This is a genomic window from Cohnella fermenti, assembly GCF_004801405.1.
In the GTDB taxonomy this organism is placed as follows: Bacteria; Bacillota; Bacilli; order Paenibacillales; family Paenibacillaceae; genus Cohnella; species Cohnella fermenti.
Map to the genome: position 1 here is coordinate 54,733 of NZ_SSOB01000025.1, position 25,063 is coordinate 79,795.

General features: G+C 59.9%; 21 protein-coding genes. 18 read left to right on the forward strand and 3 right to left on the reverse strand.

Annotation, left to right across the window (positions count from 1 at the left end):
• The first annotated feature begins 102 nt into the window (after positions 1-102).
• The 5 genes from E6C55_RS19115 (at position 103) to E6C55_RS19135 (ending at position 6,374) form a co-directional block, all read left to right on the forward strand.
• Entirely contained in the window at positions 103-1,320 is a 1,218-nt protein-coding gene (locus E6C55_RS19115) for a GerAB/ArcD/ProY family transporter (protein WP_136371416.1), read from the forward strand.
• Positions 1,205-2,767: a spore germination protein gene (locus E6C55_RS19120; protein ID WP_230986761.1), complete on the forward strand. Its 1,563-nt coding sequence runs from the start codon at positions 1,205-1,207 to the stop codon at positions 2,765-2,767. The genes E6C55_RS19115 and E6C55_RS19120 overlap by 116 nt, the downstream gene beginning before the upstream one ends.
• A complete protein-coding gene (locus E6C55_RS19125) occupies positions 2,764-3,924 on the forward strand; it encodes a Ger(x)C family spore germination protein (protein WP_136371417.1) in 1,161 nt (386 codons plus the stop codon). The genes E6C55_RS19120 and E6C55_RS19125 overlap by 4 nt, the downstream gene beginning before the upstream one ends.
• 189 nt (positions 3,925-4,113) lie before the next feature.
• Positions 4,114-5,316, forward strand: a complete 1,203-nt coding sequence (locus tag E6C55_RS19130) for an MFS transporter (RefSeq protein ID WP_136371474.1) — start codon at positions 4,114-4,116, stop codon at positions 5,314-5,316.
• Positions 5,317-5,489: 173 nt separating this feature from the next.
• Positions 5,490-6,374 (forward strand): cation diffusion facilitator family transporter, encoded by an 885-nt coding sequence (locus tag E6C55_RS19135; protein ID WP_136371418.1) that lies wholly within the window; start codon positions 5,490-5,492, stop codon positions 6,372-6,374.
• 153 nt (positions 6,375-6,527) lie between these two features.
• Here E6C55_RS19135 and E6C55_RS19140 read toward each other — a convergent pair whose 3' ends face one another.
• On the reverse strand, positions 6,528-6,899 hold the full coding sequence (locus E6C55_RS19140) for an iron chaperone (RefSeq protein ID WP_136371419.1): 372 nt from the start codon (positions 6,897-6,899) through the stop codon (positions 6,528-6,530).
• Between the two features lie 155 nt (positions 6,900-7,054).
• Between E6C55_RS19140 and E6C55_RS19145 the strand changes: the two genes are divergently transcribed.
• Positions 7,055-7,675, forward strand: a complete 621-nt coding sequence (locus tag E6C55_RS19145) for a TetR/AcrR family transcriptional regulator (RefSeq protein ID WP_136371420.1) — start codon at positions 7,055-7,057, stop codon at positions 7,673-7,675.
• 121 nt (positions 7,676-7,796) lie between these two features.
• On the forward strand, positions 7,797-8,966 hold the full coding sequence (locus E6C55_RS19150) for a YhgE/Pip domain-containing protein (RefSeq protein ID WP_136371475.1): 1,170 nt from the start codon (positions 7,797-7,799) through the stop codon (positions 8,964-8,966).
• Here E6C55_RS19150 and E6C55_RS19155 read toward each other — a convergent pair.
• Positions 8,945-9,835: an AraC family transcriptional regulator gene (locus E6C55_RS19155; protein WP_136371421.1), complete on the reverse strand. Its 891-nt coding sequence runs from the start codon at positions 9,833-9,835 to the stop codon at positions 8,945-8,947. The two genes, E6C55_RS19150 and E6C55_RS19155, sit on opposite strands and share 22 nt — an antisense overlap.
• Before the next feature lie 167 nt (positions 9,836-10,002).
• On the opposite strand from E6C55_RS19155, the gene E6C55_RS19160 reads away from it, so the two are divergent.
• Both E6C55_RS19160 and E6C55_RS19165 read left to right on the forward strand, forming a co-directional pair.
• Positions 10,003-11,154 (forward strand): Gfo/Idh/MocA family protein, encoded by a 1,152-nt coding sequence (locus tag E6C55_RS19160; RefSeq protein ID WP_136371422.1) that lies wholly within the window; start codon positions 10,003-10,005, stop codon positions 11,152-11,154.
• A gap of 44 nt (positions 11,155-11,198) precedes the next feature.
• Positions 11,199-12,275: a Gfo/Idh/MocA family protein gene (locus tag E6C55_RS19165; RefSeq protein ID WP_136371476.1), complete on the forward strand. Its 1,077-nt coding sequence runs from the start codon at positions 11,199-11,201 to the stop codon at positions 12,273-12,275.
• A 382-nt stretch (positions 12,276-12,657) separates the two neighbouring features.
• Here the strand turns inward: E6C55_RS19165 and E6C55_RS19170 are convergent, their stop codons facing one another.
• The gene (locus E6C55_RS19170; RefSeq protein WP_136371423.1) at positions 12,658-13,515 is read right to left on the reverse strand and encodes an AraC family transcriptional regulator; all 858 of its coding nucleotides are present in this window, start codon (positions 13,513-13,515) and stop codon (positions 12,658-12,660) included.
• Between the two features lie 138 nt (positions 13,516-13,653).
• Between E6C55_RS19170 and E6C55_RS19175 the strand changes: the two genes are divergently transcribed.
• The 9 genes from E6C55_RS19175 to E6C55_RS19215 all read left to right on the forward strand — a co-directional run bounded on the left by E6C55_RS19175 (position 13,654) and on the right by E6C55_RS19215 (position 24,991).
• Entirely contained in the window at positions 13,654-15,591 is a 1,938-nt protein-coding gene (locus E6C55_RS19175) for a glycoside hydrolase family 127 protein (protein WP_136371424.1), read from the forward strand.
• A gap of 124 nt (positions 15,592-15,715) precedes the next feature.
• Entirely contained in the window at positions 15,716-17,458 is a 1,743-nt protein-coding gene (locus E6C55_RS19180; RefSeq protein ID WP_136371425.1) for a sensor histidine kinase, read from the forward strand.
• The gene (locus E6C55_RS19185; protein WP_136371426.1) at positions 17,427-18,872 is read left to right on the forward strand and encodes a helix-turn-helix domain-containing protein; all 1,446 of its coding nucleotides are present in this window, start codon (positions 17,427-17,429) and stop codon (positions 18,870-18,872) included. Before E6C55_RS19180 ends, E6C55_RS19185 begins: the two co-directional genes overlap by 32 nt.
• A gap of 163 nt (positions 18,873-19,035) precedes the next feature.
• Positions 19,036-20,751 (forward strand): extracellular solute-binding protein, encoded by a 1,716-nt coding sequence (locus E6C55_RS19190; protein ID WP_136371427.1) that lies wholly within the window; start codon positions 19,036-19,038, stop codon positions 20,749-20,751.
• 69 nt (positions 20,752-20,820) lie between these two features.
• The gene (locus E6C55_RS19195) at positions 20,821-21,711 is read left to right on the forward strand and encodes an ABC transporter permease (RefSeq protein WP_136371428.1); all 891 of its coding nucleotides are present in this window, start codon (positions 20,821-20,823) and stop codon (positions 21,709-21,711) included.
• A gap of 16 nt (positions 21,712-21,727) precedes the next feature.
• Positions 21,728-22,612 (forward strand): carbohydrate ABC transporter permease, encoded by an 885-nt coding sequence (locus tag E6C55_RS19200; RefSeq protein WP_136371429.1) that lies wholly within the window; start codon positions 21,728-21,730, stop codon positions 22,610-22,612.
• A gap of 72 nt (positions 22,613-22,684) precedes the next feature.
• Positions 22,685-23,296, forward strand: coding sequence for a YdeI/OmpD-associated family protein (locus E6C55_RS19205; RefSeq protein WP_136371430.1), 612 nt, complete (start codon positions 22,685-22,687; stop codon positions 23,294-23,296).
• On the forward strand, positions 23,293-23,601 hold the full coding sequence (locus tag E6C55_RS19210; protein WP_136371431.1) for a hypothetical protein: 309 nt from the start codon (positions 23,293-23,295) through the stop codon (positions 23,599-23,601). The genes E6C55_RS19205 and E6C55_RS19210 overlap by 4 nt, the downstream gene beginning before the upstream one ends.
• Before the next feature lie 370 nt (positions 23,602-23,971).
• A complete protein-coding gene (locus E6C55_RS19215; protein WP_168735748.1) occupies positions 23,972-24,991 on the forward strand; it encodes a helix-turn-helix domain-containing protein in 1,020 nt (339 codons plus the stop codon).
• The last annotated feature ends 72 nt before the right edge of the window (positions 24,992-25,063 follow it).

A 25,063-nucleotide genomic window follows, 5' to 3' on the forward strand; every position in this document is an offset into this window, starting at 1 on the left:
ATCCGAATCGCTGCGCTTGGCGAGTCTTCTCTCGACACTCGAATAAAATGGAAGATGTTGCACACGCTAAAGGCATGATTATCCAGAGAGGAGAAGGCCCTTATGCAATCCGGCAAAGGCTCCATCACGATCTGGCTCTCGTTCAGCATCATTCTGCTCAGCGCCGGGCTCGTGTGCCACGTGCTGTCGATTCCGGCGGTCCTCGACGCGGCCGGAAGGGATGCCTGGCTCTCCAATATCGTTGCCGCACCGTTCTTCTTGCTGTTCGTGCTCATGATGTACCGGGTGATCCGACGGACGGATGGACGAAGGCTGACGGACTGGATTCAGGATCAGTTCGGCGCCGCAACGGCTTGGACGATTCGCATCACGTCCTCGATTATGATCTTCGTCCTTGGCACGCATACGCTGTACGAGACTTCGTTCTGGGCGGTCACGACCTACTTGCAATTCACGCCGATTGCGCTCATCGTGTCGGTCGGCGTGCTCGTGCCGCTTATCGCGGCTTGCCTGGGCATCCGCTCGATCGCTATCACGTCTTCGATCATTCTGCCGGTCGTGCTGTTCCTCGGGTATTTCGTCATGACGGCGAACACTCGCTACAAGGATTACAGCCGGCTGCTGCCGGTCATGGAATACGGGATGGGCCCCGTCTGGGAAGGGACGGTCTATGCCTTGGCCGCGCTTATGGAGATCTGGATTCTTATTTATTTCCACCATGAGGTGAAGAGCAGGTTCAAGCTGTGGCACATGCTGGCGCTCGTCGTCTTCATGATCGGAATGGCGGTCGGGCCGACGATGTCGGCGATTACGGAATTCGGCCCCTATGAAGCGATGAAGCAGAGGAGCCCGCCGTTCGAGCAATGGAAGCTGGTCAACATCGGCAAGCTGCTCCAGCACGTCGACTTCCTGTCCATCTACCAGTGGCTGTGCGGCTCGTTCGGCCGCATCGCCATCAGCCTATATCTGATCGTGGATCTGCTGGAGATCCGCAAGCCGCGTGCGCGATATTCCGTGCTGACGGGTCTCGCCGTCGGCATGGGCGGGATATCGGTGTATTGGTGGCGCTCCGACCTCGTGTACGAATACTTGAAGCGGGTCCAGTTCCCGGTCATGCTGGCGTACGTGTACACGCTTATGACCTTTCTCGCGATTCTCACCCTGATTCGGCGAAAAGACAAGATGAGGAGGAAACGTCGTGCGAATAAAACCGATAGTGGACAAGAAGGGCAGTCAGGACAAGAAGGCGGCCGGAGCACCCCCGCAGGAGGGTCCGGAGGCGTCCCAGGAGGAGGGACGGGCCAAGCCCCTTCTTCTTAACGGCCCGGCGCTTAAGCAGTTTTTCAGCGCGTGCGAGGACGTCATTGTCGATCGCCACTACCCGCTGGAATCGTTGTCCGAATTCGTGACCGCCTTCTGCAGCGGGATGTCGGAGACGAAGATGATCAATGACGTTATCCTGCCGGAGATTCATCGCGTGTTCGAGGTGACCAGGTTCGAGAGCCGCGAGGCGATCGAACGGGAGTCGACGCTGCTGTGGTCGCACATCGACTTCGACAATACGTCGGAGGGGCGCGACGTTCTGGCCCGGCGCATCTTCGAAGGCCATATGCTGTTCTGCGTTCCCGACCTCGGCAAAGCTTGGAGCCTCGACATCTCCAACCTCCCGACGCGGACGCCGGAGGAATCCACGACAGAGGTGTCGGTTCGCGGGCCGAAGGACGGCTTCATCGAGCCGCTCGCCGTCAATGTCGCCCTGATTCGGGCCAGGCTGCGTACGGTTGACCTCGCCTGCGTATTCGAAGTGGTCGGCTCGCGATCTTCGAATAAAGTGGCGCTCCTGTATATGAAGAGCATCGCCAACACGCAGACGGTCTCGCATGTGCTGGAACGGCTGCGCAATCTCCGGACGGAGCGGGTTCTCACAAGCAACCAATTGGAGGATCTGCTGACGCCGACCCGATTCACGCTGTTCCCGATCACGGATTACACGGGAAGGCCGGACTACGCCGCGGAATGCTTGCTCAGCGGCCGCTTTATTATCGTCGTGGACGGCAATCCGACCGTGATCATCGGTCCGGTCAACCTGTTCCTGCTGCTGAAGTCGCCGGAGGACGCGTACTTCCCGTTCCTGGCGGTGAATGTCGGCAGGGTGCTGCGCATTGTCGGACTGCTCATGAGCCTGTTCCTGCCCGGCTTCTACCTGGCGCTCACTGCCTTCCACATGGATCAACTGCCGTTCCCGCTTGTCGCCACCATCTCGGTAGGGCGGATGGGGCTGCCGATGGAGTCGGCCGTGGAGATGTTCCTGATCATGAGCCTGATGGAGCTGTTCCGGGAAGCGGGCGTCCGCCTGCCGAGCGCGATCGGCCAGACGTTGACGGTCGTCGGCGGACTCATCATCGGCGAGTCGGCCATCCGCGCCGGGATTGTCTCCCCGCTCATGATCGTTGTCGTCGCCACGACCGTAGTGGCGGGAGCGACCGTTGTCAATCAGGTGATGACGAGCTCGATCATTCTGATCCGGTTCGTGTCGTTCCTGTTCAGCGCAACGCTTGGCGTGTACGGCTTTATCCTCTCGTTAATTCTGTTTGTCGTCTACCTGTCCGGGCTGGAGTCGTTCGGCAATCCGTATCTGGCGCCCGTGAGTCCGCTTAATATCCGACAGGCGATGGCTGCCTTGTTTAAGCTGCCCCGCAGTCAGCACAAGAAGCGGCCGGTCAACCTCAGCACGCAGCAGCCGGACCGGAAGGGACAGAATACATGAGCAGGCGGATCGCGGCGATCGTCTGTCCCCTGGTGACGCTGCTGCTGCTAACCGGCTGCTGGAGCTCCTCCGAGATTCAGAACGTCACTTACGCCAAGGCGATCGGACTGGATTACAAGAACGGCGCCTATCACGTCTACGTTCAAGCGCTGGATTTCTCCAGTGTGGCCAAGTCGGAGGCCCAAGGCCAATCCACCAGCATGCCCGGCATCTGGATCGGTCACGGGCAGGGGAGAACGATGAACCTGGCGATCAACAACCTGTTCCAGACCGCCCAGATGCATATCGCATGGGGGCATGTCACCGCCGCCGTCTTGTCCCAAGACATCCTCGACAGCGGCAAGATCGAGGATGTTCTCGATATGGTGAACCGATTCCCGGAATCCCGTTATACGACATGGGTATATGGCACCCGCATGCCGATCGACAAGCTGCTCGCGATCTCCTCCTTGTTCAACATGTCGCCGCTGGACAGTATCCTCCACAACCCGACGCCCAGCTACAAGGAGGATTCCACGATGCCGCCTCTGCAGGCGATGACCTTCATCGCCAACCAGCACGAGCGCTCGGCCAGCACGTACTTGCCAAGCCTGGCTTATACGGACCAGAACTGGAACCGGAACAACGAGCCGCACGACCTGTTCTATATCGAAGGCGCCTTCTTCAACCGGGACGACGACGTGCACGGCTATATGCCGAAGAGCAAGCTGACCGGGTTCTCGTTCATGCAGCCCGAGATGCATAGAGCTCCGCTTCTGCTCGAGCAGGATGGGGAACTGATCGGCACGCTCAGCATCGGCTTGCCGAAGATCAAGATCAAACCCGTCGTTCGCGGAGACGAGGTTCGCTTCCGCATCAAGGCGACTTATTTGGCGGCCATGTACGAGTACTTGTCGCCGATGACCTACGACGAGATGGTCGGACTGGCCGCTCAGCGAATCAAGGAGCAGATCCTGGCCACCTACACGGAAGCGCTGAAGCAGCATATCGACGTCTACGAGCTTGAGAAAAAGCTGTACCGGAAGCATCCGAAGCTGTGGCGGAAGCTGAGCAACGACGGCGAGATAAGCATTCTGAGCGACAGCTCCATCGAGAGTCTCGACGTCAAGGTGCATATCAGCTACAACGGCAAGTACAAGCGCATCGCAGGGCTGTAGAGAGAACTCCGGAAGCGCCAACGCGCGAAGAAGCTGCCGAACCGTCGGCGGCTTCTTCGTGTTGCAGGATGCCGATATTGCCCGCTGCCGTTGTTGCGCGATGCTGTATAATGGGAGAAGACAACGACCAGACACAGCAAAGGAGCACCACTCGTGGAGAGAAGTACCGGCAAGATCGGCAAAATTTACATGATGCAGCTCGCAACGATTTTTATCGGCTTCATTATCTTCGGCTTCTCGGAGAACATCAAGGGACCGGCCATTCCGCGCATCCAATTCGACTTCCGGCTGGACGAATCGCAGCTCGGTACGCTGCTGTCGCTCAACGCGCTCGGCTATCTGATTGCCTGTTCGTTCACCGGCTTCCTGACCCGGATATGGGGCATCAAGCTCGTTACCGTGCTCGCCTTCGGGGCGATGGCCTTATCCGGCATTCTAATCTATGTCTCTCATGAATACGCCTTGTTCTCCGCTTCTTACTTCTTCATGTACATCGGCAACGGCATGCTTGAGATCGGCCTGGCGATCCTCGGCGCCCGCATCTTCGTGAGGAACACGGGAACGATGATGAACCTGAGCCACGGCTTCTACGGGCTGAGCTCGACGGTCGCTCCGCTTCTGGCGACGGGGCTTATGAAGGCGACCGTCTTCGGACACGAGCTGGATTGGCGCGGGATGTACCTCGTCATGCTGCTGCTGTCCGTCGTGCCGATCGTCTTCGCCTTGCTCAGCCGCTTCCCCGGCGACGAGGGCGCTCACGACGAGAGGGTGCCGCTGCGCAGCCTGGTCAGGGACCCGGTCCTCTGGCTGACCGTGCTCATTCTTACCTTCGGCGTCGTATCGGAGCTCTCCGTCGGCGGCTGGCTCGTCAACTTCCTTGAAAAGGCGTACGATTGGAGCACGGTATCGGCGTCGGGGATGCTCTCGGCGTTCTTCCTCTGCTTCGCGCTGGCCCGCCTGCTGCTCGGACCGCTGACCGACCGGCTCGGCTTCACGCTGTCGCTGATCGTGTTCGCCGGCTTGTCCGCCGTCTGCACGTTCGTCGCGATTGCGGGAGGCGAGCGCTATGCGTTCTTCTTCGCCGCCGCCGGCGTGGGCATCGCGATGATCTACCCGACCGTCATGGCGCTGATCGCCCGGAGATACCCGCGGGGGGCCGATACGGCGATTACGTTTACCGTGACGCTTATGGGCATCGGCAGCGTCATCGGCAACTACGCGATCGGAGGGATCATCGATCTGGTCAAGCGGCTTGCGGGGAGCGATTCCGACGAAGCGCTGCTGCGCGGCCTCCAGGCGGGATACGGCTTCATCGGCTTGTGTGCGGCGCTGTGCGCCGCTTGCGGAATTGTATTATTTGTTTACCTGCGGAGACGGAAGTCCGTTATTTAAGCAGCGAGGCCGAAGCCAAGTTGCCTCCGTGCAATAAAGATTAGCCCGCGCAACAACGTTTGTCCCGACCTAGATTGTTCGCCTTCTATAAAAACGTTGCTCTAGACCCACACGAATCCCGGTTGCTATCATAAGACGTACATATTATGCGCGTAGAAGGGATTTATCGCGAGATGGACGAACAACGCTACGAGGGGTTGAAGCTGGGGGAACGCGGGGCCATCGTCAGCATTGTCGCTTACGTTCTGCTGTCCGGAATCAAGCTTATGGTCGGCTATGTCTCCGGCTCGGAGGCGCTTAAGGCCGACGGGTTAAACAATGCGACGGACATCGCCGCTTCGCTGGCCGTCTTGATCGGCCTGCGCCTCGCGCGCAAGCCGGCCGACGCGGACCACCCCTACGGACATTGGAAGGCGGAGACGATCGCGTCCCTCGTCGCTTCCTTTATCATGATGGCCGTCGGCCTTCAGGTGCTGTACGAAGCCGCCGCGACGATAACGAGCGGGGGAGGCGAGAGTCCCGATCCGATCGCCGCCTGGACGGCATTGCTCTGCGCAATCGTGATGTACACCGTCTATCGCTTCAACAGGAAGCTGGCCGAGCGAATCAATAGTCAAGCGGTGATGGCGGCCGCCAAGGACAACCTGTCCGACGCCTTCGTCAGCATCGGTACCGCCGTCGGCATCCTGGGCTCGCAATTCCGCCTCCCGTGGCTCGATCCGCTGGCCGCCGTTCTGGTCGGCTTGATTATTTGCAAGACGGCTTGGGAGATTTTCCGCGAGGCTTCGCACGATCTGTCCGACGGGTACAGCGAGGAGTCGATTCAATCCTACAAGGAGATTGCGATGGAGGTCGACGGCGTCGTCGGGGTGCAGAAAATCAAAGCGAGGAGCTACGGAAGCAATACGGTGGTGGATGTGACTCTGCTTCTAAAGCCGGATCTGGCGTTCGTCGAAGCTCATGACATTGCCACGAGAGTCGAGAACGCGCTGAAGAAGTCGTCCGAGGAAGTATACGACGTCCATGTGCATTATGAGCCGTCAAGAACGGCCAGATAAGGCGGAATCCTCCGATTCCCCGCAGAGAGCGAAGGACCTCGACCGGCCGCCGTCAGGCGGAAGGCGATTCTGACCAAGCTCGGCGAGACGATCGGAGTGGAATCGGACGGCCGCGGCGCCCGCTTCTTCTTCACCCTGCACCGAAGCTGACCGCTACTTCCGCCAGAAGGTGGTGCAATCCGCCTTGTCCTCGATGTTGAACGCGATGATCCTCGCCAGCAGCTCGTAATCGACCGGGCGATCCCACGGGATGCGGAACAGATCCTTGGTGTGATCGTACCCCGACTTCACGATGTCGGCGGCGAAGCGGTTCAGCACGGATCGCTCGGGAGCGACGGCCATATGCTTCTTGGCGACGCTGAAGCCGATAATAAACGTCCCGTGATCGGTGAACATCGGTTGGTTCCACGCGATTCTCGGAGCGAGCGTCGGGAAGGCGGCCGGCACCCAGCCGAGAACTTCTTCCACCCTTGCCCGCTGCTCCGGATGATCGATCTTCGACAAATATTCGTTAAAGGTGTCCATTCGCGTTCCTCCAACAGGGAAAGATATCGATGCAGGCATTCCAACCGCATTCTCATGATAGCAGGAGCATCCCGCTTGCACAACGGCCGTTGACATTGGCGGGGCTCCTGATTATAATTTCGCTATACGATCGTTGAACGAATGGAGGGAGGACCTTGCCGAGAATCAAACGCAGCGAGCAAGCGGCGGCAACCCGCGAGAAGCTGCTCGAGACCGCCAAGTCGCTGTTCGCGGAGAAGGGGTACCACGGAACGCCGGTGCGCGCCATCAACCGATCGATCGGCATGGGAGACGGGATATTGTACCACTACTTCCCCGGCGGCAAGAGGGAGATGCTAAGCGTACTCATTCGGGAGAGCTTCGAACGGCGAAGAGAAGCGCTTGGCCACGCCCATCGAGCCGTCGAGCGGATGGAGCTGCGGGATGCCTTGCTCCTGTTCATTCGGAGACTGTACGACTTGCTGCTGGCCGATCTGGCGGTCGCAAAGATTCTGATCCGGGAGCACGAAGTGCTGGAGCTGGAGGAGACGCTGCTGCTGTCCGAATGGTTCGAAGAGCAATTCGCGAACTTCTCCGCCTTCCTGGACAAGCGGCGCGCCGGCGGAGAGCTGAGAGCGGACCTCGATGTGACGCTTGCCGCGAGGCAGTTCCTGACGATGGGAATGCAGGCCGGCGTGTCCAAGGTGACGGGAATTCCGATGCTGGATGTGCCGGAGCCCGATCGCTACTTCGAGCGAACGGTCGACTTCACGCTGAATCTGTGGCGCAATCCGTGACGGCTGCCGACTTGCGGAATAATCCTTGACGTTTATCGACTCGCAAGGATTTTTTTGCCCAATTAAATTCACCGTACGTTCAATCAACTAAAATCGGTTAAAGGGAGAGCTATCAATGAATCTGTTCAAGAACAAGCTAATTATTCTGCTGCCTGTCATCGTAATCGCGGTTGTCTTCATCTTCAGTCTGGCTTCGGTGCCAAGCATCAGTCCCGCTCCGCACAACCTGCCGATCGCGATCGTGAACCAGGACAAAGGCTCGGCGGCAACGGGAATCAATGTGGGCGAGACCATCGTCTCGAACATCCAGGCGGCGGCGTCCGCGAGCTCGGACGAGGAGCCGGCGGTGAAGTGGATCGAGGTCGGGAGCGAGGAAGAAGTTCAGGCGGGTCTCAATAATCAGGAGTATTACGCGGCGCTCGTCATTCCCGAGGATCTGAGCGAGAAGCAAGCGTCGCTGCTGACGCCGGAGCCGGTCTCTCCGGGGATCAAGCTCTACATCAATCAAGGGATGAATCCCACCGCGGCCGCGCTGGCTCAACAGCTTCTGACCCAGATGGCCAACGGGCTGAACGAGAAGATGCGAACGCAACTGCTGGCCGCCGTCGATCAGCAGGGCGGAACGCTCTCGACGAAGCAAGCAGCCGCGTTCGCTTCCCCGATCGCGCTCGAAGTCGTCACCGTGAACGCGGTCGGCACGCACAGCGCTAACGGCAATGCCCCGGTGTCGATGTTCCAGCCGCTCTGGATGGCCAGCCTGATCGGCGGCGTCATCTTCCTGCTGACGAAGAACAAGACCGTCTTCGCGAATCGGAAGGAGCGTCTTCAAGCGAATGTCGGCCAGATCGTGTGGGGAGCGGTCATCGCGCTTGTCGTCGGCTTCGGGTATCCGTGGTTCGTTGATCTTCTCGGTTTGAATATCCCGAATTACGCGGATACCGCCTTGTTCCTGTCCCTGACGTACTTCGCCTTCTTCCTGATGATCTCGGCCGTGTTCTCGTGGATCGGGTTCGCGGGGATGGCCATCTTCGTCCTGTTCCTGTTCTTCGGCGCGCCGCTGCTCAGCTTCGCTCCGGAGATGCTCTCCGGGTTCTACCGCGACTGGGTTCAATCCTGGCTGCCGATGCGCTTCATGGTGGAAGGATTGCGCGAGCTGCTCTTCTTCGGAGAAGGCTTCTCGCTGAATCAGCCGACCGTCGTCCTGATCTGGATCGGCGTCGTCAGCCTGCTCGTGCTGCTGGCGTCCGCGTTCAAGCCGTCCGCCGCCGCTCAGCGCAGCCGGAACGTATGATGGACCCACTTCTTCCGGTATTGATGCGGCGTACTGCCCATATGCTCCTTAAATAGCTTGCAGAAATACGACGTATTCGATAAACCGATCTCCTCTGCGATCAGAGAGATCGGTTTATTTGATGTCGTTAACAATTGGATGGATTGATGGATTCTTCGCGCCGAGATGTACTCCGTAATGCTGATTCCGGTCGCTTCCTTGAACAGGTGCGCCAGATGATACGGCGACAGGTGCAGCGCCTGGCTCAGCTCCTCGAGACGGTAGGGAGAAGCGTAGTTCGACTCGATCCAGCGCAGGATATTCTCGACCTGATGGTTGTTCCGGCTCGTCGGCAGGGCGGTCTCGCTGCCTTCCGCAAGGGTCCATAACGGACGAAGCGCTTGGAACAGCGTGACGAGAAACAACGAGATCTCCTCCGACTGATTCGTCTCCGTCAGGGAGGGGAGCTTCTCGTGCATCGTGCGGAAGAGGTGAACAAGCAGATGGTTCTCGTCGATTCCGTAGATGCAGGGGAACGGAAGCTGCTCCCGGTTCAGATGATTGAAGAAGGCGTGAAGGGTCGGCCACGTCTCGAAGTACGAATCGTACATCGTCGGCTCGAAGATGGCGAGCGAGCGTTCGAACGCCTGGCCGTCCGAGTAATCGAGCGTCAGGTGGTGCAACTGGTACGGTTGGAAAATACACACCATGCCGGGCTTGATCTCGTAGCTGTTGTTGTTCACGATCATCGTGCCCCGCCCTTGATGGATAAGCAGCAGTTCGATGCCGAGGTGGGAATGGAACGTTGCCTTGTGCTCGTTGTTCTCGCTTCTCCGCCTGTACGCGAAGTGCAAGGGCTCCTCGTAGAAGCGATGGACAGAAGGCGGCATGGCGAATTCCCCCTTGAGTTTCCTACACATATGCTCTCTACCCACTATAACGATGGTTTGGCAAGACCGCAATCTGGCGTTATTTTCTCCCCCTTGTGGCATCACATTGGGACGGCGTTCTCCGCTACTATCTTGTTGTGGACATCAACTCGGTAGGGGGCAAGGATATGGTAAAGGTTGCGATATTGGGAGCCGGGGCGATCTCGAAGGCTCATATCGACGGGTACTTGCGGTTCAAGGAGCGGTGCGAGATTGTCGCCATCTGCGACGTGTACGCCGAGAAGGCGGAAGCGAGGAGGGCGGAGTACGGCCTGAACGCCAAGGTCGTCAGCGATTACAAGGAGCTGCTCGGGGAAGGGATCGATCTCGTCTCGGTCTGCCTGCCGCCGTACGTTCATGCCGAGGTTGCCGTCGACTTCCTCAATGCAGGCAGCCACGTTCTCGTCGAGAAGCCGATGGCGTCTTCGCTGGAGGAATGCGACCGGATGATCGAGGCCGCGGCGAGCAGCGGCAAGGTGCTGTCGGTCGTGGCGCAGAACCGGTTCACGAACCCGATCATGAAGCTGAAGCAGGTATTGGACAGCGGACTGGCCGGCCCCATCCTGCATGCGCAGGCGGACTCCTTCTGGTGGCGCGGCCATTGCTACTACGACCTGTGGTGGCGCGGCACGTGGGAGAAGGAAGGCGGCGGCTGCACGCTTAACCATGCGGTGCACCATATCGACGCTCTGCTCTGGATGATGGGACGCCCGGCGGAGGTTCAAGCCTTCATGAGCAATGTCGCGCACGACAACGCGGAGGTGGAGGACCTGTCGATGGCGATGCTGCGTTATCCGAACGGCTCGCTGGGGCAGATCACGAGCTCGGTCGTTCATCATGGGGAGGAGCAGCAGTTTGTTTTCCAAGGGCGGCAGGCGCGCATCTCGGCTCCTTGGCGGGTCACGGCGTCCCTATCGAAGCCGAACGGCTTCCCCGAGCCGAATACGGAGCTGGAAGCGCAGATTCGGCAGTTGTATGATCGCTTGCCCGACCTGCCGTACGAGGGACATGCGGCCCAGATCGACAATGTGCTCAGCGCCATCGCGACCGGAGAGCCGCCGCTGGTCGACGGAGCAAGCGGACGCGCGACGCTGGAGCTGATCATGAGCATCTACAAGTCGGCCAGCACGGGAGAGAACGTTCGTCTTCCGCTTGCGGCGGACGATCCCTTCTACACGCGGGACGGCGTGATGAGCGGCGCCACCCACTTCTACGAGAAGAGCGGTCATGTGGAGAACTTCGCCGATCAGAGCATTACAATTGGGACAAAATTGGAGTAGACGAGGTGGAGCGAATGACTCAGCATACAGAGAAGCGGAATCCAGTGAATCAAAAGGACGGAATGAACTACGCGCCGGTCGGGAAGCCGGTACCGGTCGTGCGGCCGGGCGAATTCGTCATCGCCGCGATCGCGCTCGATCACGGCCATGTGTACGGAATGGTGAACGGGCTGCTCGAAGCCGGAGCCGCGATCAAGTGGGTATACGATGTCGATCGGCAGCGGGCGGAGGCGTTCAAGCGCACGTATCCCCAGGTGACGATCGCTTCCTCGGAGCAGCAGGTGCTGGACGATCCGGACGTCCGGCTGGTCGCGAGCGCCGCGATTACGTCCGAACGCTGCGCGCTGGGCCTTCGCGTCATGGACGCGGGCAAGGATTACTTCACGGACAAGGCTCCGTTCACGACGCTGGAGCAGTTGGCCGCGGCGCGAGCCAAGGTTCTCGAGACGGGGCGGAAGTACATGGTTTATTACAGCGAGCGGCTGCATGTGGAAGCGGCCGTGTACGCGGGCCAATTGATCGAGCAGGGAGCGATCGGGCGCGTCGTGCAGGTGAGCGGCTTCGGCCCGCATCGGCTGAATGCGGCCGCGCGGCCGCAGTGGTTCTTCGAGCGGGAGCGCTACGGCGGCATTCTGTGCGACATCGGCAGCCATCAGGTCGAGCAGTTCCTCCATTACGCCGGGTGCAAGAGCGGGGAACTGCTGCACAGCAAGGTCGCGAACTACAGTTGTCCGGATTATCCGGAGCTGGAGGACTTCGGGGACGCGACCTTTGTCGGGGATAACGGCGCCACGGGCTACTTCCGGGTGGACTGGCTGACTCCGGACGGGCTGAGCGTCTGGGGAGACGGGCGGACGCTTATCCTCGGAACGGAAGGGTATATCGAGCTGCGGAAGTACGTCGATATCGCCCGCGAACGCACGGGCAATCACGTATACCTGGCCAACCGCGAAGGCGAGTTCCACTTCCAGGTGGACGGCCAGGTCGGCTTCCCCTTCTTCGGCCGGCTCATTCTGGACTGCTTGAATCGCACCGAGAACGCGATGACTCAGCAGCACGCGTTCCTGGCGGCGGAATTGTGTTTGAAGGCGCAGGCGGAAGCGGTACGTATAAGCGGATAAGCCGATAAGAAGATAAGCGATTAGGGCGAGGCGATGCCCGCCAAGAGGCCGTCCCGGAAGTCATTGACTTCGGGACGGCCTCTTGGCGCAGGCGCGGTCGCGGTCAACACTCTCCAGCGCAAATTTTATACGAAAATTCACATTCGTGCGGCGCGGTAACGGGCAGGTTGGGCGATTCTATGTGAAAAATAGCATACATACGGAAATTTCCGGCCCGAGTTGCCGCATATATGCGAAAAATCGCATAAAACGCCGCGATTCCCGCTCAGTCAAGCCGATGAATGTGAAAAATCGCATAAAATCGCAACAGTCATCGGGACAGAGCGGAATAGAGCGGAATAGAACGGAACGCATCTCGCCCGTTCCTCGTCATCCGTTCCCGTCATCCGTTCCAATACTGCTTGCGGAACATGGCGGGGGAGAGGCCGACCCGGCGCTTAAAGCAAGTGGAGAAGTAGGGGGCGTAGCGGAACCCGACTTCGTCGGCGATTCGTTCGACCGGCCAATCCGTCGTCAACAGCAGGCGTTTGCCCCGGTCCAGCCGATACTCGAGCAGGTAATGAACCGGCGTGACTCCGTACCTCGCCTTCATGCATCGAACGATGTGCGTCGAGTGGAAGTGCAGCGCTTCAGCGAGAGACTCGTTCGTAAGCTCCTCCCGATAATGCTGCCGGATGTAGGCGGCCGTCAGTTCCGCGAGACGGGCGGTCGGCGACGCGGACGGAGCCGGCGAGCCCGCGTCCAGCAGCGAGAGGATCTTCAAGAACAGCCGCTGATCCTCCCAGAACGAATCGCCCGCCGTCAGCCCCGGCATCCGCCGAACGAGCGAGAGCGCCTCTTCGGGCTCGCGCAGCGCGGAGCGCTTGGGAAGGCGCAGCGTATACGGGGCGCTGAACGGGAGCGAGGCGGGAAGTGTGCCGTCCGCCTTCGCGGAATGCGTGCCTTGCTGCCAATGCGCATGCTCGAAGTGAATCCAGTAGAACACCGTGTCTTCCTCGCAAGGCTTCACCGCATAATGCTCCCCGTCCGGCAGCAGCAATAGCGTGTCTCCTCCGCGCAGCTCCCACTCCGCGCCGTTCTCCCCGATATGGAGCGCTCCGCCGGCGACGATCAGCAGGTCGAACAAGCCGAGATTGCGCCGGTTCGGATGGCGATCCCCGACCCGGAAGTCCGAACGCCCCGACTCCCAGTAGTAGGGAACAGGCGGCGTCTTCAGCTCGATAAAGGACGTTGTGCTCAACGGTAAGGACCTCCGTCATCTGTCTCATTTTGTATAAGAGGATGCTTAATCTGTTGCTACTGCCCCGCTTGGAAAAAGAATAAACTCGATCACAGGAACAGTCAAATTCCATACATTCCATATGTCGAGGTGGAGAACATGCACGATTCGCATATCCGGATTCGCGATCCGTTCTGGGACGGCTACCAGGAGCTCGTTCGCCGGACGGTCATTCCGTATCAATGGGAGGCGCTTAACGACCGCATCGAGGATGCCGAGCCGAGCCGCTCGATTCGCAACTTCCGCATCGCCGCGGGGCTGGAGCAAGGGGAATTCGGGGGCTGGATCTTCCAGGACAGCGACCTCTACAAGTGGTTGGAAGCGGTTGCCTACTCGCTTCGCCGCCATCCCGATCCCGAACTGGAACGAATTGCCGACGAGGCGATCGAGCTGATCGGCGCCGCCCAGCACGACAACGGCTACTTGAATACGTACTACACAATTCAGGAGCCGGGACGCGAATGGACCAACTTGTACGAGGCGCACGAGCTGTATTGCGCGGGCCATCTGTTCGAAGCGGCCGTCGCTTATGCCGAGGCGACCGGCAAGCGCAAGCTGCTCGACATCGCTTGCCGGTTCGCGGACCTGATCGACCGGCTGTTCGGCGCGAAGCCGGGCCAGATGCAAGCGTATTGCGGCCATCCGGAGGCGGAGCTGGCGCTCGTGAAGCTGTACCGCGCAACGGGGGAAGAGCGCTATCTGAACCTGAGCCTCTTCTTCATCGACGAGCGCGGACGTCAGCCGAGCTATTATATGGAGGAATGGGAGCGCCGCGGCCGGACAAGCATCTGGGCGCAAGGCTCGCCGAATCTTGAGGTGTACCAGAGCCACCTGCCGGTCCGCGAGCAGCCGGCTGCCGTCGGGCATGCCGTTCGCGCCGTCTATCTCTATACGGCCATGGCCGATCTCGCGCGCCTGACCGGCGACGCCAAGCTCCGCGAAGCGTGCGAGCGGCTCTGGGCGAATACGACGAGGAAGCAGATGTATATTACGGGCGGCATCGGAGCGACCCACCTCGGAGAAGCGTTCACGTTCGACTACGATCTGCCGAACGACACCGTTTATTCGGAGACTTGCGCTTCGATCGGGATGATCTTCTGGGCGCGGCGCATGCTGCAGTTGGAGGCGAAGAGCGAATATGCCGACGTCATGGAGCGGGCGCTGTACAACAATGTGCTCGGCAGCATGGCCAAGGACGGGAAGCACTTCTTCTACGTGAATCCGCTTGAGGTGTGGCAGGAGGCGAGCGCGCGCAATCCGGACAGGCTCCACGTCAAGCCGGTGCGGCAGAAGTGGTTCGGCTGCTCCTGCTGCCCGCCGAACGTCGCCCGTCTGCTGAGCTCCTTGAACGACTACATCTACGACGTGTCGGCGGACGGGCGGACGCTTCACGTTCACCTGTTTATCGGCAGCGAAGCGAAGGTTCGGCTTGCGGGCCGCAGCGTCGCGATCAGCCAGCGGTCCGCGCTTCCGTGGGACGGGCGGATCGAATTCGCGGTATCGCTGCCGGAAGGGGAGGGCAAGGCGGCGTTCGAGCTGGCGCTGCGCGTGCCCGCCTGGTTCCAGAGCGGAGCGCCGGAGCTTGCGATCAACGGGGAGACGGCGAGCTATCGGGTCGAGAACGGCTATGCGAAGGTTGAGCGCGACTGGCAGGACGGCGATACGGTGCTGTGGCTGCTGCCTGTCGAGACGAAGCTGATCGCGGCCAACCCGCAGGTGCGCGCGGACGCGGGCAGAGCCGCGATTCAGCGCGGCCCGCTCGTCTACTGCGTCGAGGAGGCCGACAACGGCAAGCCGCTGGCGTCGCTGGCGCTTGCCGAGCAGCCGGGGCTGACGGAGACGGCGGATGCGGAGCTGCTGGGCGGATGCGTTGTCGTGGAAGGGAACGGGCGGATATTGGACAGCTCCGCTTGGGCGGAAGACCGGCTGTACCGTCCGCTCGACAAGCGGCAGCAATCGGTGCGCTTCAAGGCCATTCCGTATTACCTGTGGGGCAATCGCGAGCCCGGCGAGATGAGCGTCTGGCTGCGGTATTAAGCAGCAAGCGCAAGCCGGCACTCGAACGACGCACTCGCATGACGTACGCTCGAAGGTCCCGGGGAACGTTCCCAGGGACTCTTCGGGCACGGTGCGAACAGAAGCCTGAAGCGGAGGGAAGAGCTTGGAGCGACTCACGCTTAAGAACCGGATTTTATTGCTTTTTGCCGCGGCGACGTTAATTCCCTTCCTCTGCACCTGCTACCTCTCCTACAACACGATCACATCCATCCTCGACACGAAGCTGAACGCCGGCATTCGGAACAACCTGAAGCAGGTTGCCCTCTCCCTGGAGAATACGTTAAGCAACCTGAACCACGTCTCGCAGCAGCTCGCTTACGAGGGCAACATCGGCAGACAGTTGGAGGCGTTCATGACGGCGGACAAGCCTTACGACCGAAGCTACCTGACCGACCAGATCAAGTACCAGCTTAATCTCGTCACCTTCACCAACCCCAATATCGGGCTGACGATGTATTACTTCCGGCCGGACGGAACGTTCCTGTTCGAGTCCTCCGGCGTGAAGAGCTCGTTCGACGCGGACAAGCTGCCCGTTCTCTCCTCCTATTACGGCATCACCTACTACGGCCCTCATGTCAGCAACGACCGCTTCAACGACCAATATGTGCTCTCCGCGCTGCGCAAGGTCGACCTGCCGGATCGCGAAGACGCTTACATCTACATCGAGTCGGGATTTAAGCTGACCCAGAGCATTCTCGACCTCGACGGCGTCAGCAAGTTTACGTACCACCTGATCCTCGACAACGACGGCCGGATTGCGTACAGCGAACGCGGCGAGATTTTCCCAGCAGATTCGATATTCGCGAGAGGGGCAGAGGGCACGGGCGACTCCGGCCTGATCTCCGGGTTCTATTGGTATCGGGAGGTCAGCAGTCAGGGCTGGAGCGTCGTCTCGCTCATCGCGAAGGACGATTACAACCGGGAGAAGAACGATTGGATCGTCCAGATGCTCGTTCTGTCCTTGCTGGTTGTCGCGGTAAGTCTGTCGATCGGATGGCTATTGTGGAAAATGGTGTATCGGCCGTTGTCAAGGTTCAATCGAGAAATCAAGTGGATGGCGAACAGCAACTTCAATGCGGTGACGATGCGGACAAGCATCCCGGAATTCGAGGCGCTGCTCGGCCAGTTCCGGACGATGAAGTCGCAGATCTCGGACTTGTTCACGGAGGTGGAGAACAAGGAGAAGCGCCGGGCGGACCTGGAGATCGAGAAGCTGCTGCATCAGATCAATCCGCACTTCCTGATGAACACGCTCGACACGGTGCACTGGCTCGCCGTCATGAACGGTCAGCAGGAGATCGACCGTCTCGTCACCTCCTTGAACAAGCTGCTCTACTACAACCTCCGCAAGGGAGACAGCCTCTCCACGATTCGGGAGGAGATCGATTCGTTGAAGCAATATTTGATTCTCCAGCAGATTCGCTACAACTTCCGGTTCGATGTCCGGCTCGAGGCGGAGGACAATCTTCTCGACGTTCCCGTGCCCCGCTTCATTCTGCAGCCGCTGGTCGAGAATTCTCTCTATCACGGGCTTAACGACGACGGGCAAATCGAAGTGGACGTGCGGCTGAACGAAGGGCTCGAGATCTCGATCCGGGATAACGGAGCCGGCATCTCCGCAGAGACGATCGCGGCGCTGCTGGCGGACGAGCAGGCGGCCAGGCAGCGCGTCGGCATGGGAATCGGAATGAATTACGTGAAGCGAATGCTGGAGTCGCATTACGATGGCAGCGCCAGTCTCGAGGTGACGAGCGAGCTTGGCCAAGGGACCCGGATCGTGATCCGGCTGCCGATCAGGGAGGGGGACGGCTCGAATGATTCATGTGCTGATCGTGGACGACGATAATCTGGTTCGCAAGGGGCTTATCTCTTCGATGCCTTGGGATTCGTACGGCATGAGGATTGCCGGAGAGGCGGCGAACGGCGAGAAGGCGTTGGAATTCATGGCGGCGACGCCGATCGATCTGCTGCTCACCGACCTGGCGATGCCCGTCATGTCGGGCATCGAGCTTATTCGGATCGCGCGCGAGCGGCACCCCGAGGTGGCTGCGGCGGTGCTGACCTTGCACCAGGACTTCGAATACATCCAGGAGGCGCTGCGGCTCGGCGCCATCGACTACATCGCGAAGGTTCAGTTGGAGCGGGAGCACTTCGGAGAGATGCTCGGACGGATTCGCTCGCGAATCGTTGCCGAGAAGGGCAGACGGTCGCAAGCCCATGCTCCTTCGGCAAGCGACGTCTTCCCGGCGAGCGATGCCTACGCTCTGCTCTCTCTGCGCGACGCGCCCGAGCCGGCGGCATACGGCAGCCCTGCGGCCGGCGAGGCTGTCGCAGCGCTTGGCTGCTGGCGGACGGAGGGGGACCGCCGCGTCCGAATCTGGATGCCGGAAGCCGGCAAGTGTGCGCCGGACGAGGAGACGGGAGGGCGGCTGCTGCCTCCGCTGCCGGAAGACGTCCGGGGCGCGGAGGAATCGGCCTGGCGCTGGGTTCGGGTCGGCCACGCGGCCGGCGAATCGCTGGGCGGGCTTCATGCGAAGCTGAGCGCGTATCGGGAGCGGGACTTCTTCTACGCTTGTCGGGGGAACAAGCCGCAACTGATCGAGATCAGCTTCGAGGAGCTGGGCGCGGGGCGCGCCGAGCCAAGCCCGTCAGAGGTGGAAGCGGCCAAGGAGCTGCTGCACTCCTTCCGCTGGCTGCATGACGAGATGGCCTTCCGGGAGCTGGAGCGGCGCCTGCTTGCGCTGAAGCTGCCGCTCGCGAAGCTGATGCAACTGCTGTACGGAAGCACCGTCGAATGGAACCGGATCTTCCGCTCCGTCTCTCCGGCGCGGATCGAGCTTCCCGACCGGTTCGCCTCGTGGGGAGAGACGGCCCGGTGGCTCGAAGCCTTCCGGGGGCTGATCTCGCCCGCGGGCGGCCGAGCGCATCTGAGCGGAGAGGTGCGCGGAAGCGTTATGGCGGCCGTCAAGATTGTCCACGACGAGCTGGAGCTGCCGCTGTTCGCGATCGATGTCGCGAGGCGCGTCAATCTCAGCCGAAGCTACTTCAATCAAGTGTTTAAGGAGTGGGTCGGCTCGTCGTTCAACGAGTATTTGCGCCAGACGCGAATCGACAAGGCCCGGGAATATCTCGTGCAGACGGCGAAGCCGATCCAATGGGTTGCCGAACATACGGGCTATGCGGACGAGAAGTACTTCAGCCGCACGTTCCGCGAGCAGACCGGCATGCTTCCGAGCGAATACAGGCAGCGGCAAGGGTAGAGGGATGACCGCTTGAGGGGGGAGCGATGACCGGCGAGCGGGAACGCCGTCCATTCCTCCCCCTTGGTCTCGGTGTCCGCTCCATCCATGAAGCGCTTACACGCGTGCTATATTCAGAGTGCTTAACGTTAGCCAACCGAATTCGAAGGGGGAAGATGAACCAATGTCCAACAAATCCGTATCGCTGGGCATGGCTCTGCTGCTTGTTGTGCTGAGCGCGTGCAGCCAATCGGGAGGGGACAAGAACGGAGCCGACAATGGCGGTGCCGCCTCGCAACCTGCGGAAGCGGCTTCGCCGTCCGCGGAAGCCGAGACGTACGATCCGTTCGGCAAGTATCCGGAGACGATCACGCTGACGTACGGCAAGTCGGTAGATCCGACGGACAACAGCTTGCCGGGAGGAGACACGCCGGAGAACAACCAGTATTCGCGTTATATTCTGGACAATCTGAACATCGACACGAAGGTGACCTGGCAGGCCGCGTCCGGAACGAATTACGACCAGAAGGTGAACCTGGCCATCTCGAGCAGCGACTTGCCCGATGCGCTCGTGGTCAAGGACACCCAACTGCGGGAGATGGTGAAGTCCGGGCAACTGGCGGATCTGACCGAGGTGTTCGAGCAGTACGCTTCTCCGGCGATGAAGAACTTCATGGAGAAGACCGACGGCAAGTCGGCCGAAGCGGTTACGTTCGACGGCAAGATGTACGCGATCCCGAGCATCCAGGTTCAGTCCGACGGCGTTCACGAGATGTGGATTCGGAAGGATTGGCTGGACAAGCTTGGCCTGGAGCCGCCGAAGACGATGGAGGACCTCGAGAAGGTAGCGAAGGCGTTCGTCGAGCAGGACCCGGACGGCAACGGCAAGAACGATACGATCGGCATAGCCGGCCAGCAGAACGGAAGCAAGCTGTATGCCAACTTCCTTGAATCGACCAATAACACGTTCGGCCTCGATCCGATCTTCGGCGCCTATCAGTCGTATCCCGGCTATTGGCTGAAGGACGACTCGGGCAATCCCGTCTACGGCTCGATTCTTCCGGAGACGAAGGAAGCGCTCGGCAAGCTGCGCGATCTGTACGCCGAGGGGCTGATCGACAAGGAGATCGGCATCCGCAAGAGCGCCTACGAGCCGGTCGTCAGCGGCCAGGCCGGCATCTTCTTCGCCCCGTGGTGGATGGGCTACGGCCCGCTGCCGGATGCGATCAAGAACGACCCGAACGCGAACTGGCAGGCGTATCTGCTGCCGCTTGACGCAGAAGGGCAATTCAACGCCCATATGGGAGCGCCGTCCACGCTGTTCGTTGTCGTGCGCAAGGGCTACGAGCATCCGGAAGCGGTCGTCAAGATGCTGAATATGCTCGTGCGGGACGAATCGAAGTTCGACATCAGCGTCCCGATCGGCTATTACCCGCTGCGCGTGCCGATGTCTTATACCGACGAGAGCGAGTACTCCGCCAAGGCGCTGAAGGAAGTGCTTGCCGGAACGAAGAAGCCGGAAGACTTCGCCGATCCGGGCTACAAGCTGCTCGCCGCCGATATCCAGAACGTCACGAAGGTCAAGAAGCAGCCTTACGACGACATGGACATCGACAATTGGGACCCGCAGGCGGATATGGGCACCTGGAGCCGAATTTATTCCCTGCTCGTCGGTTCGTCGCCGCTGGAGCAAGACTACAACAAGGTGTACAGCCTGCTCTATTCGCAGACGAAGACGATGGAGAGCCGCTGGTCCAACCTGAAGAAGCTGGAGGACGAGACGTTCCTGAAGATTATTATGGGAGCGGCGCCGCTGGACGACTTCGACAAGTTCGTCGCCGACTGGAAGAAGCAAGGCGGAGACAAGATTACCGAGGAAGTGAAGGCAGCGATTCAATAGAATCGCGGACGGAGGCGCCGGTGTTCCCGGCGCCTCTGCGAAGCGGCAGAGAGAGGGAGGAGAGCGAGGATGAGGAACCGAAGCTTCACCAAGCATTATTACGTCATGCTGTTGCCGGGGCTCGTCTGGCTGGCGCTGATCAGCATCGTTCCCATGTTCGGGATCGCGATCGCCTTCGAGGACTTCAACCCCGGGCGCGGCTTCTTCCGATCCGAATGGATCGGCTGGGACAACTTCGAGTACATGTTCGACCTGAACGATACGGTTCAGATCTTCGGCAACACCGTATTCATCGCCGTTATGAAAATCATCGCCAACCTCGTCGTACCGCTCGTCTTCGCCATCATGCTGAACGAGCTTCGCTTCACGTCGATGAAGCGCTGGATTCAGACGATTGTGTACCTGCCGCATTTTCTATCGTGGGTCATTCTGTCCGGCATTCTGCTCGATATCTTCTCCTACACGGGACCCGTGAACGAGCTGCTGTCGATCTTCGGAGCCGAGCCGATTCTGTTCTTCGCCCGCGCGGATCTGTTCCCGTATATCGTTGTCGGCAGCGACGTGTGGAAGGAGTTCGGGTTCAATACGATTATTTACCTGGCGGCTCTTACCGGCATCAACCCTTCGCTGTATGAAGCGGCTTCCATCGACGGCGCCTCGCGGCTTCGCCGCATCTGGCACGTGACGCTTCCGGGTCTGCGCACAACCATCGTTCTGCTTGCGGTATTGAGCCTGGGCAACGTCCTTAACGCGGGCTTCGATCAGATCTTCAACCTCTACAACCCGCTGCTCTACTCGAGCGGCGATATTATCGACACCTGGGTGTACAGGGAAGGGCTGTTGAATATGCAATACGGGCTGGCGACGGCCGTCGGCCTGCTCAAGTCGGTTGTCAGCTTCATCCTGATTGTCGCCTCTTATGCGCTGGCGTCCAAATTCGCGAACTATCGCATCTTCTAAGGGAGGGAGCTCGAACATGACAAGAGATACGAGCCTGCGCGCGCGGCTGTTCGACGGGTTCCTCCTGATCGCGTTGCTCGCGATTGCGTTCCTCTGCCTGCTGCCGATCTGGTACACGCTTGCGGTGTCGCTAAGCGAGAAGTCGGCCGCTTCGGCAGGGCGAGTGTGGCTGTGGCCCGTCGGCTTCAACTTCAACTCCTACGAGCAGATCATGAACGACGGCCGCTTCTTCCACTCGTTCTGGATCTCGATTCAGCGCGTATTGCTGGGGGCTTCCCTTACGATCGCGATCACGACGCTGATGGCTTATCCGCTGTCGCGAAACACAAGAGAATTCCGTCTGCGCAACGTGTTTATGTGGATTCTCGTCTTCACGCTGCTTTTCAACGGGGGGCTGATTCCTTGGTACATGACGGTCAAGACGCTCGGCCTGTACGACACGATCTGGGGATTGGTGCTCGGCGGCGGCGTTCCGGTCTTCAACGTCATTCTGATCGTCAACTACTTCCGCAATCTGCCCAAGGAATTGGACGAGGCGGCGCTTGTCGACGGAGCGGGGCCGTGGCGGATGCTGGGCGCAATCTACGTGCCGCTGGCCGTTCCCGTGCTGGCGACGGTTACGTTGTTCACGATCGTTTACCATTGGAACGAGTTTTTCCACGGGCTTGTGCTCACGTCGGGGCAGGACCACTATCCGTTGCAGACCTTCATCCAACAGCTCGTCGTCGTGGTCGATGCGTCCAATATGACCGAGGATCAATACAAGAGATTAAACGAGCTGTCCAATCAGACGCTGAACGCCGCCAAGATCTTCATCGCGATGCTCCCGGTGCTCGTCGTTTATCCGTTACTGCAGCGCTTCTTCATTCATGGGATTACGTTGGGCTCGGTCAAGGAGTAATCTGTTGCAATCCCGGCTTGCTTGAACTACAGTTAATCTGATAGCAAAGGGGAGTGAAGAGGGGGCAAGCGGATGGCCAGTGGAGTAAAGAGTACCAAGATCGATCCCTACTTCAATAAGCTGAAGCAGTGGAAGGAAGAGTTCGAGCTGCTCCGGAGCATCGTGCTCGACTGCGAGGTGACGGAGGACTTCAAGTGGATGCATCCCTGCTACACGCATGACAACAAGAACATCGTTCTGATCCACGGATTCAAGGAATACTGCGCGCTTCTGTTCCACAAGGGCGCCTTGCTCAAGGACCCGCACGGCATTCTGATCCAGCAGACGGAGAACGTCCAGGCGGCGCGGCAGCTTCGGTTCACAAGCGCCTCGCAGATCGAAGAGCTGCAGCTTATTATCAAGAGCTACATCGACGAGGCGATCGAGATCGAGAAGGCCGGCCTGAAGGTGGCCCTTAAGAAGCATGAGGATTACGCCGTGCCGGAGGAATTGCACAACAAGTTCGAGGAGATCCCCGAATTGAAGACGGCATTCGAAGGGCTGACGCCGGGGCGGCAGCGCGGGTACATCTACTATATCTCCTCGGCCAAGCAAGCGAAGACGCGGGAGGCGAGGATCGAGAAGTACATCCCGCACATTCTCGCCGGCAAAGGAATGGACGACGATCTGGAGGACAACGCATGAGCCAGCGCTATCGCATCACCAGAACGTTCCAGGAGAACGCCCCCGGTGCGGCCATCTCCCTGGACGAATGCAAGCGGTACTTCGCCGACAAACCCGATTTTGCTTATTCGCCCCAATACACCGTGACCGGCTCTTCGAGCACGATGACGATCGACGGGGATTTCTTCTTATGGAGTGTCGGCGAGTCCGTCATTCCGTTCCGTCATTACGACGGGGACCTGTACGTGGCGATTACGCACGAAGCGGTCGTGCCCAAGATGGTCGAGATCGCCAGCGAGCTTCGGGCCGATATTACGGAGGGGTAGAGGGAGATATCCCACCGAACCCGCCGGCCGCCGAATTTTATGCGAAAAATCACATTGGTGCTGCCCAGTAACGGGGACTTTGGCCGGTTTTATGCGAAAAATCACATTCGTGGAGAAATTTCCGGCTCAACTTGCCGGATATATACGAAAAACCGCATAAAAACGCCGCAATCCCCTCCCAACCGGACCGACGAATGTGAAAAACCACATAAAATGCCGCAAGCGCCTCCTATCCGGGCCGACGAACGGCCAACGAACGGCCAACGAACGGCCGACAAATGGCTGACAAACGACCGGCGAACGGCCGGCGAGCCTGATGCATTACGTCAAATCGCATGCTATTCTGGACGAAGGAGGTGAGCGCAACGAGGTGAGCACCATAAACCCGTCGGAGAGAGATTGCTTCATCGAGAACGAGAGCAGCGGCGACAATCGCGAGATGAGGCAGCGACTGACCACGCTGTACCGGCAGAGCGCGTTCGAACAGACTGCGCATATCCCTTCGCAACTGGGGGAGGGATATTGGCGCCGGATTCGCACGGGCCCGGCGATCGATCTGATTCAGTGCGACGTCAGGTTCCACGAGGCGGTCGTCATGGGCAGCCGCGAAGCGGAAGAGATCGTCAGCCTCGGCTGCTGCCTGGACGAGGGCATCCGGTGGAGCGTCGAGGGGCGGGCGGATGAGATCGGACTGGATCGCGGCGAGATATCCGCCTTCGGCGATCTTCGCACGGCCAGCGTGTGCCGTTATGAAGAGGGCAAGCGATTCCGCGGCGTGTCGGTCAACATCGCGAGGCCGGATTCGCTGGAACGGCTGGACTCGCTCTCATTAGGCCGCTTGACGTCCGCGCTGCGGGACCGGAACGGCCATCTGGACAACATTCGGATGACGCCGGCGCTGGAGAGGATCGTCAAGGATATCGTCGAATGCCCTTACGAAGGCGATGTCAAGCAGCTCTACTTAAGCGGCAAAACGCTGGAGCTTATCGCCGTCTACATAGGAGAGGCGATCCAGGAGCGGGCGGGGCCGATCGTGCCGGGAATGTCGCGCACCGACCTCGACGGGCTGCATCGGGCGAAGGAGATTCTCGATCGCTCGTCCGCAGCTCCGCCGACCTTGGCCGAGCTGGCGAGAATGGTGTGCCTGAACGAGTACAAGCTGAAGAAGGGGTTTAAGCTGCTGTTCGGCATGCCGGTTCACGCGTACGTCATCGAGCGGAGGCTGGAAGAGGCGTGCCGGCTGCTTGAGGCGGGAGCGGCCACGATCACCGAAGCTTCGTATGTCGCGGGATTCGGGAAGCCGGGGCGGTTCGCGGAGTTCTTCCGGCGCAAGTACGGAACGAGTCCGTCGGACTTTTATCGGGGCCGGGCCGCCAGAGGAGAACAATAATCCGGATTGGGGCGGAATTTCTCCCGATTCGGGTCGCCGGCGCATGGACGATTATGGGATAGTAGGGAGCGT

Excerpts from the sequence above, each read along its gene's own strand:
- E6C55_RS19115 (WP_136371416.1), top strand. The coding sequence starts at position 103 with ATGCAATCCGGCAAAGGCTCCATCACGATCTGGCTCTCGTTCAGCATC.
- E6C55_RS19125 (WP_136371417.1), top strand. The coding sequence starts at position 2,764 with ATGAGCAGGCGGATCGCGGCGATCGTCTGTCCCCTGGTGACGCTGCTG.
- E6C55_RS19130 (WP_136371474.1), top strand. The coding sequence starts at position 4,114 with ATGATGCAGCTCGCAACGATTTTTATCGGCTTCATTATCTTCGGCTTC.
- E6C55_RS19135 (WP_136371418.1), top strand. The coding sequence starts at position 5,490 with ATGGACGAACAACGCTACGAGGGGTTGAAGCTGGGGGAACGCGGGGCC.
- E6C55_RS19140 (WP_136371419.1), bottom strand. The coding sequence starts at position 6,899 with ATGGACACCTTTAACGAATATTTGTCGAAGATCGATCATCCGGAGCAG.
- E6C55_RS19155 (WP_136371421.1), bottom strand. The coding sequence starts at position 9,835 with ATGCCGCCTTCTGTCCATCGCTTCTACGAGGAGCCCTTGCACTTCGCG.
- E6C55_RS19160 (WP_136371422.1), top strand. The coding sequence starts at position 10,003 with ATGGTAAAGGTTGCGATATTGGGAGCCGGGGCGATCTCGAAGGCTCAT.
- E6C55_RS19175 (WP_136371424.1), top strand. The coding sequence starts at position 13,654 with ATGCACGATTCGCATATCCGGATTCGCGATCCGTTCTGGGACGGCTAC.
- E6C55_RS19185 (WP_136371426.1), top strand. The coding sequence starts at position 17,427 with ATGATTCATGTGCTGATCGTGGACGACGATAATCTGGTTCGCAAGGGG.
- E6C55_RS19190 (WP_136371427.1), top strand. The coding sequence starts at position 19,036 with ATGTCCAACAAATCCGTATCGCTGGGCATGGCTCTGCTGCTTGTTGTG.
- E6C55_RS19195 (WP_136371428.1), top strand. The coding sequence starts at position 20,821 with ATGAGGAACCGAAGCTTCACCAAGCATTATTACGTCATGCTGTTGCCG.
- E6C55_RS19200 (WP_136371429.1), top strand. The coding sequence starts at position 21,728 with ATGACAAGAGATACGAGCCTGCGCGCGCGGCTGTTCGACGGGTTCCTC.
- E6C55_RS19205 (WP_136371430.1), top strand. The coding sequence starts at position 22,685 with ATGGCCAGTGGAGTAAAGAGTACCAAGATCGATCCCTACTTCAATAAG.
- E6C55_RS19210 (WP_136371431.1), top strand. The coding sequence starts at position 23,293 with ATGAGCCAGCGCTATCGCATCACCAGAACGTTCCAGGAGAACGCCCCC.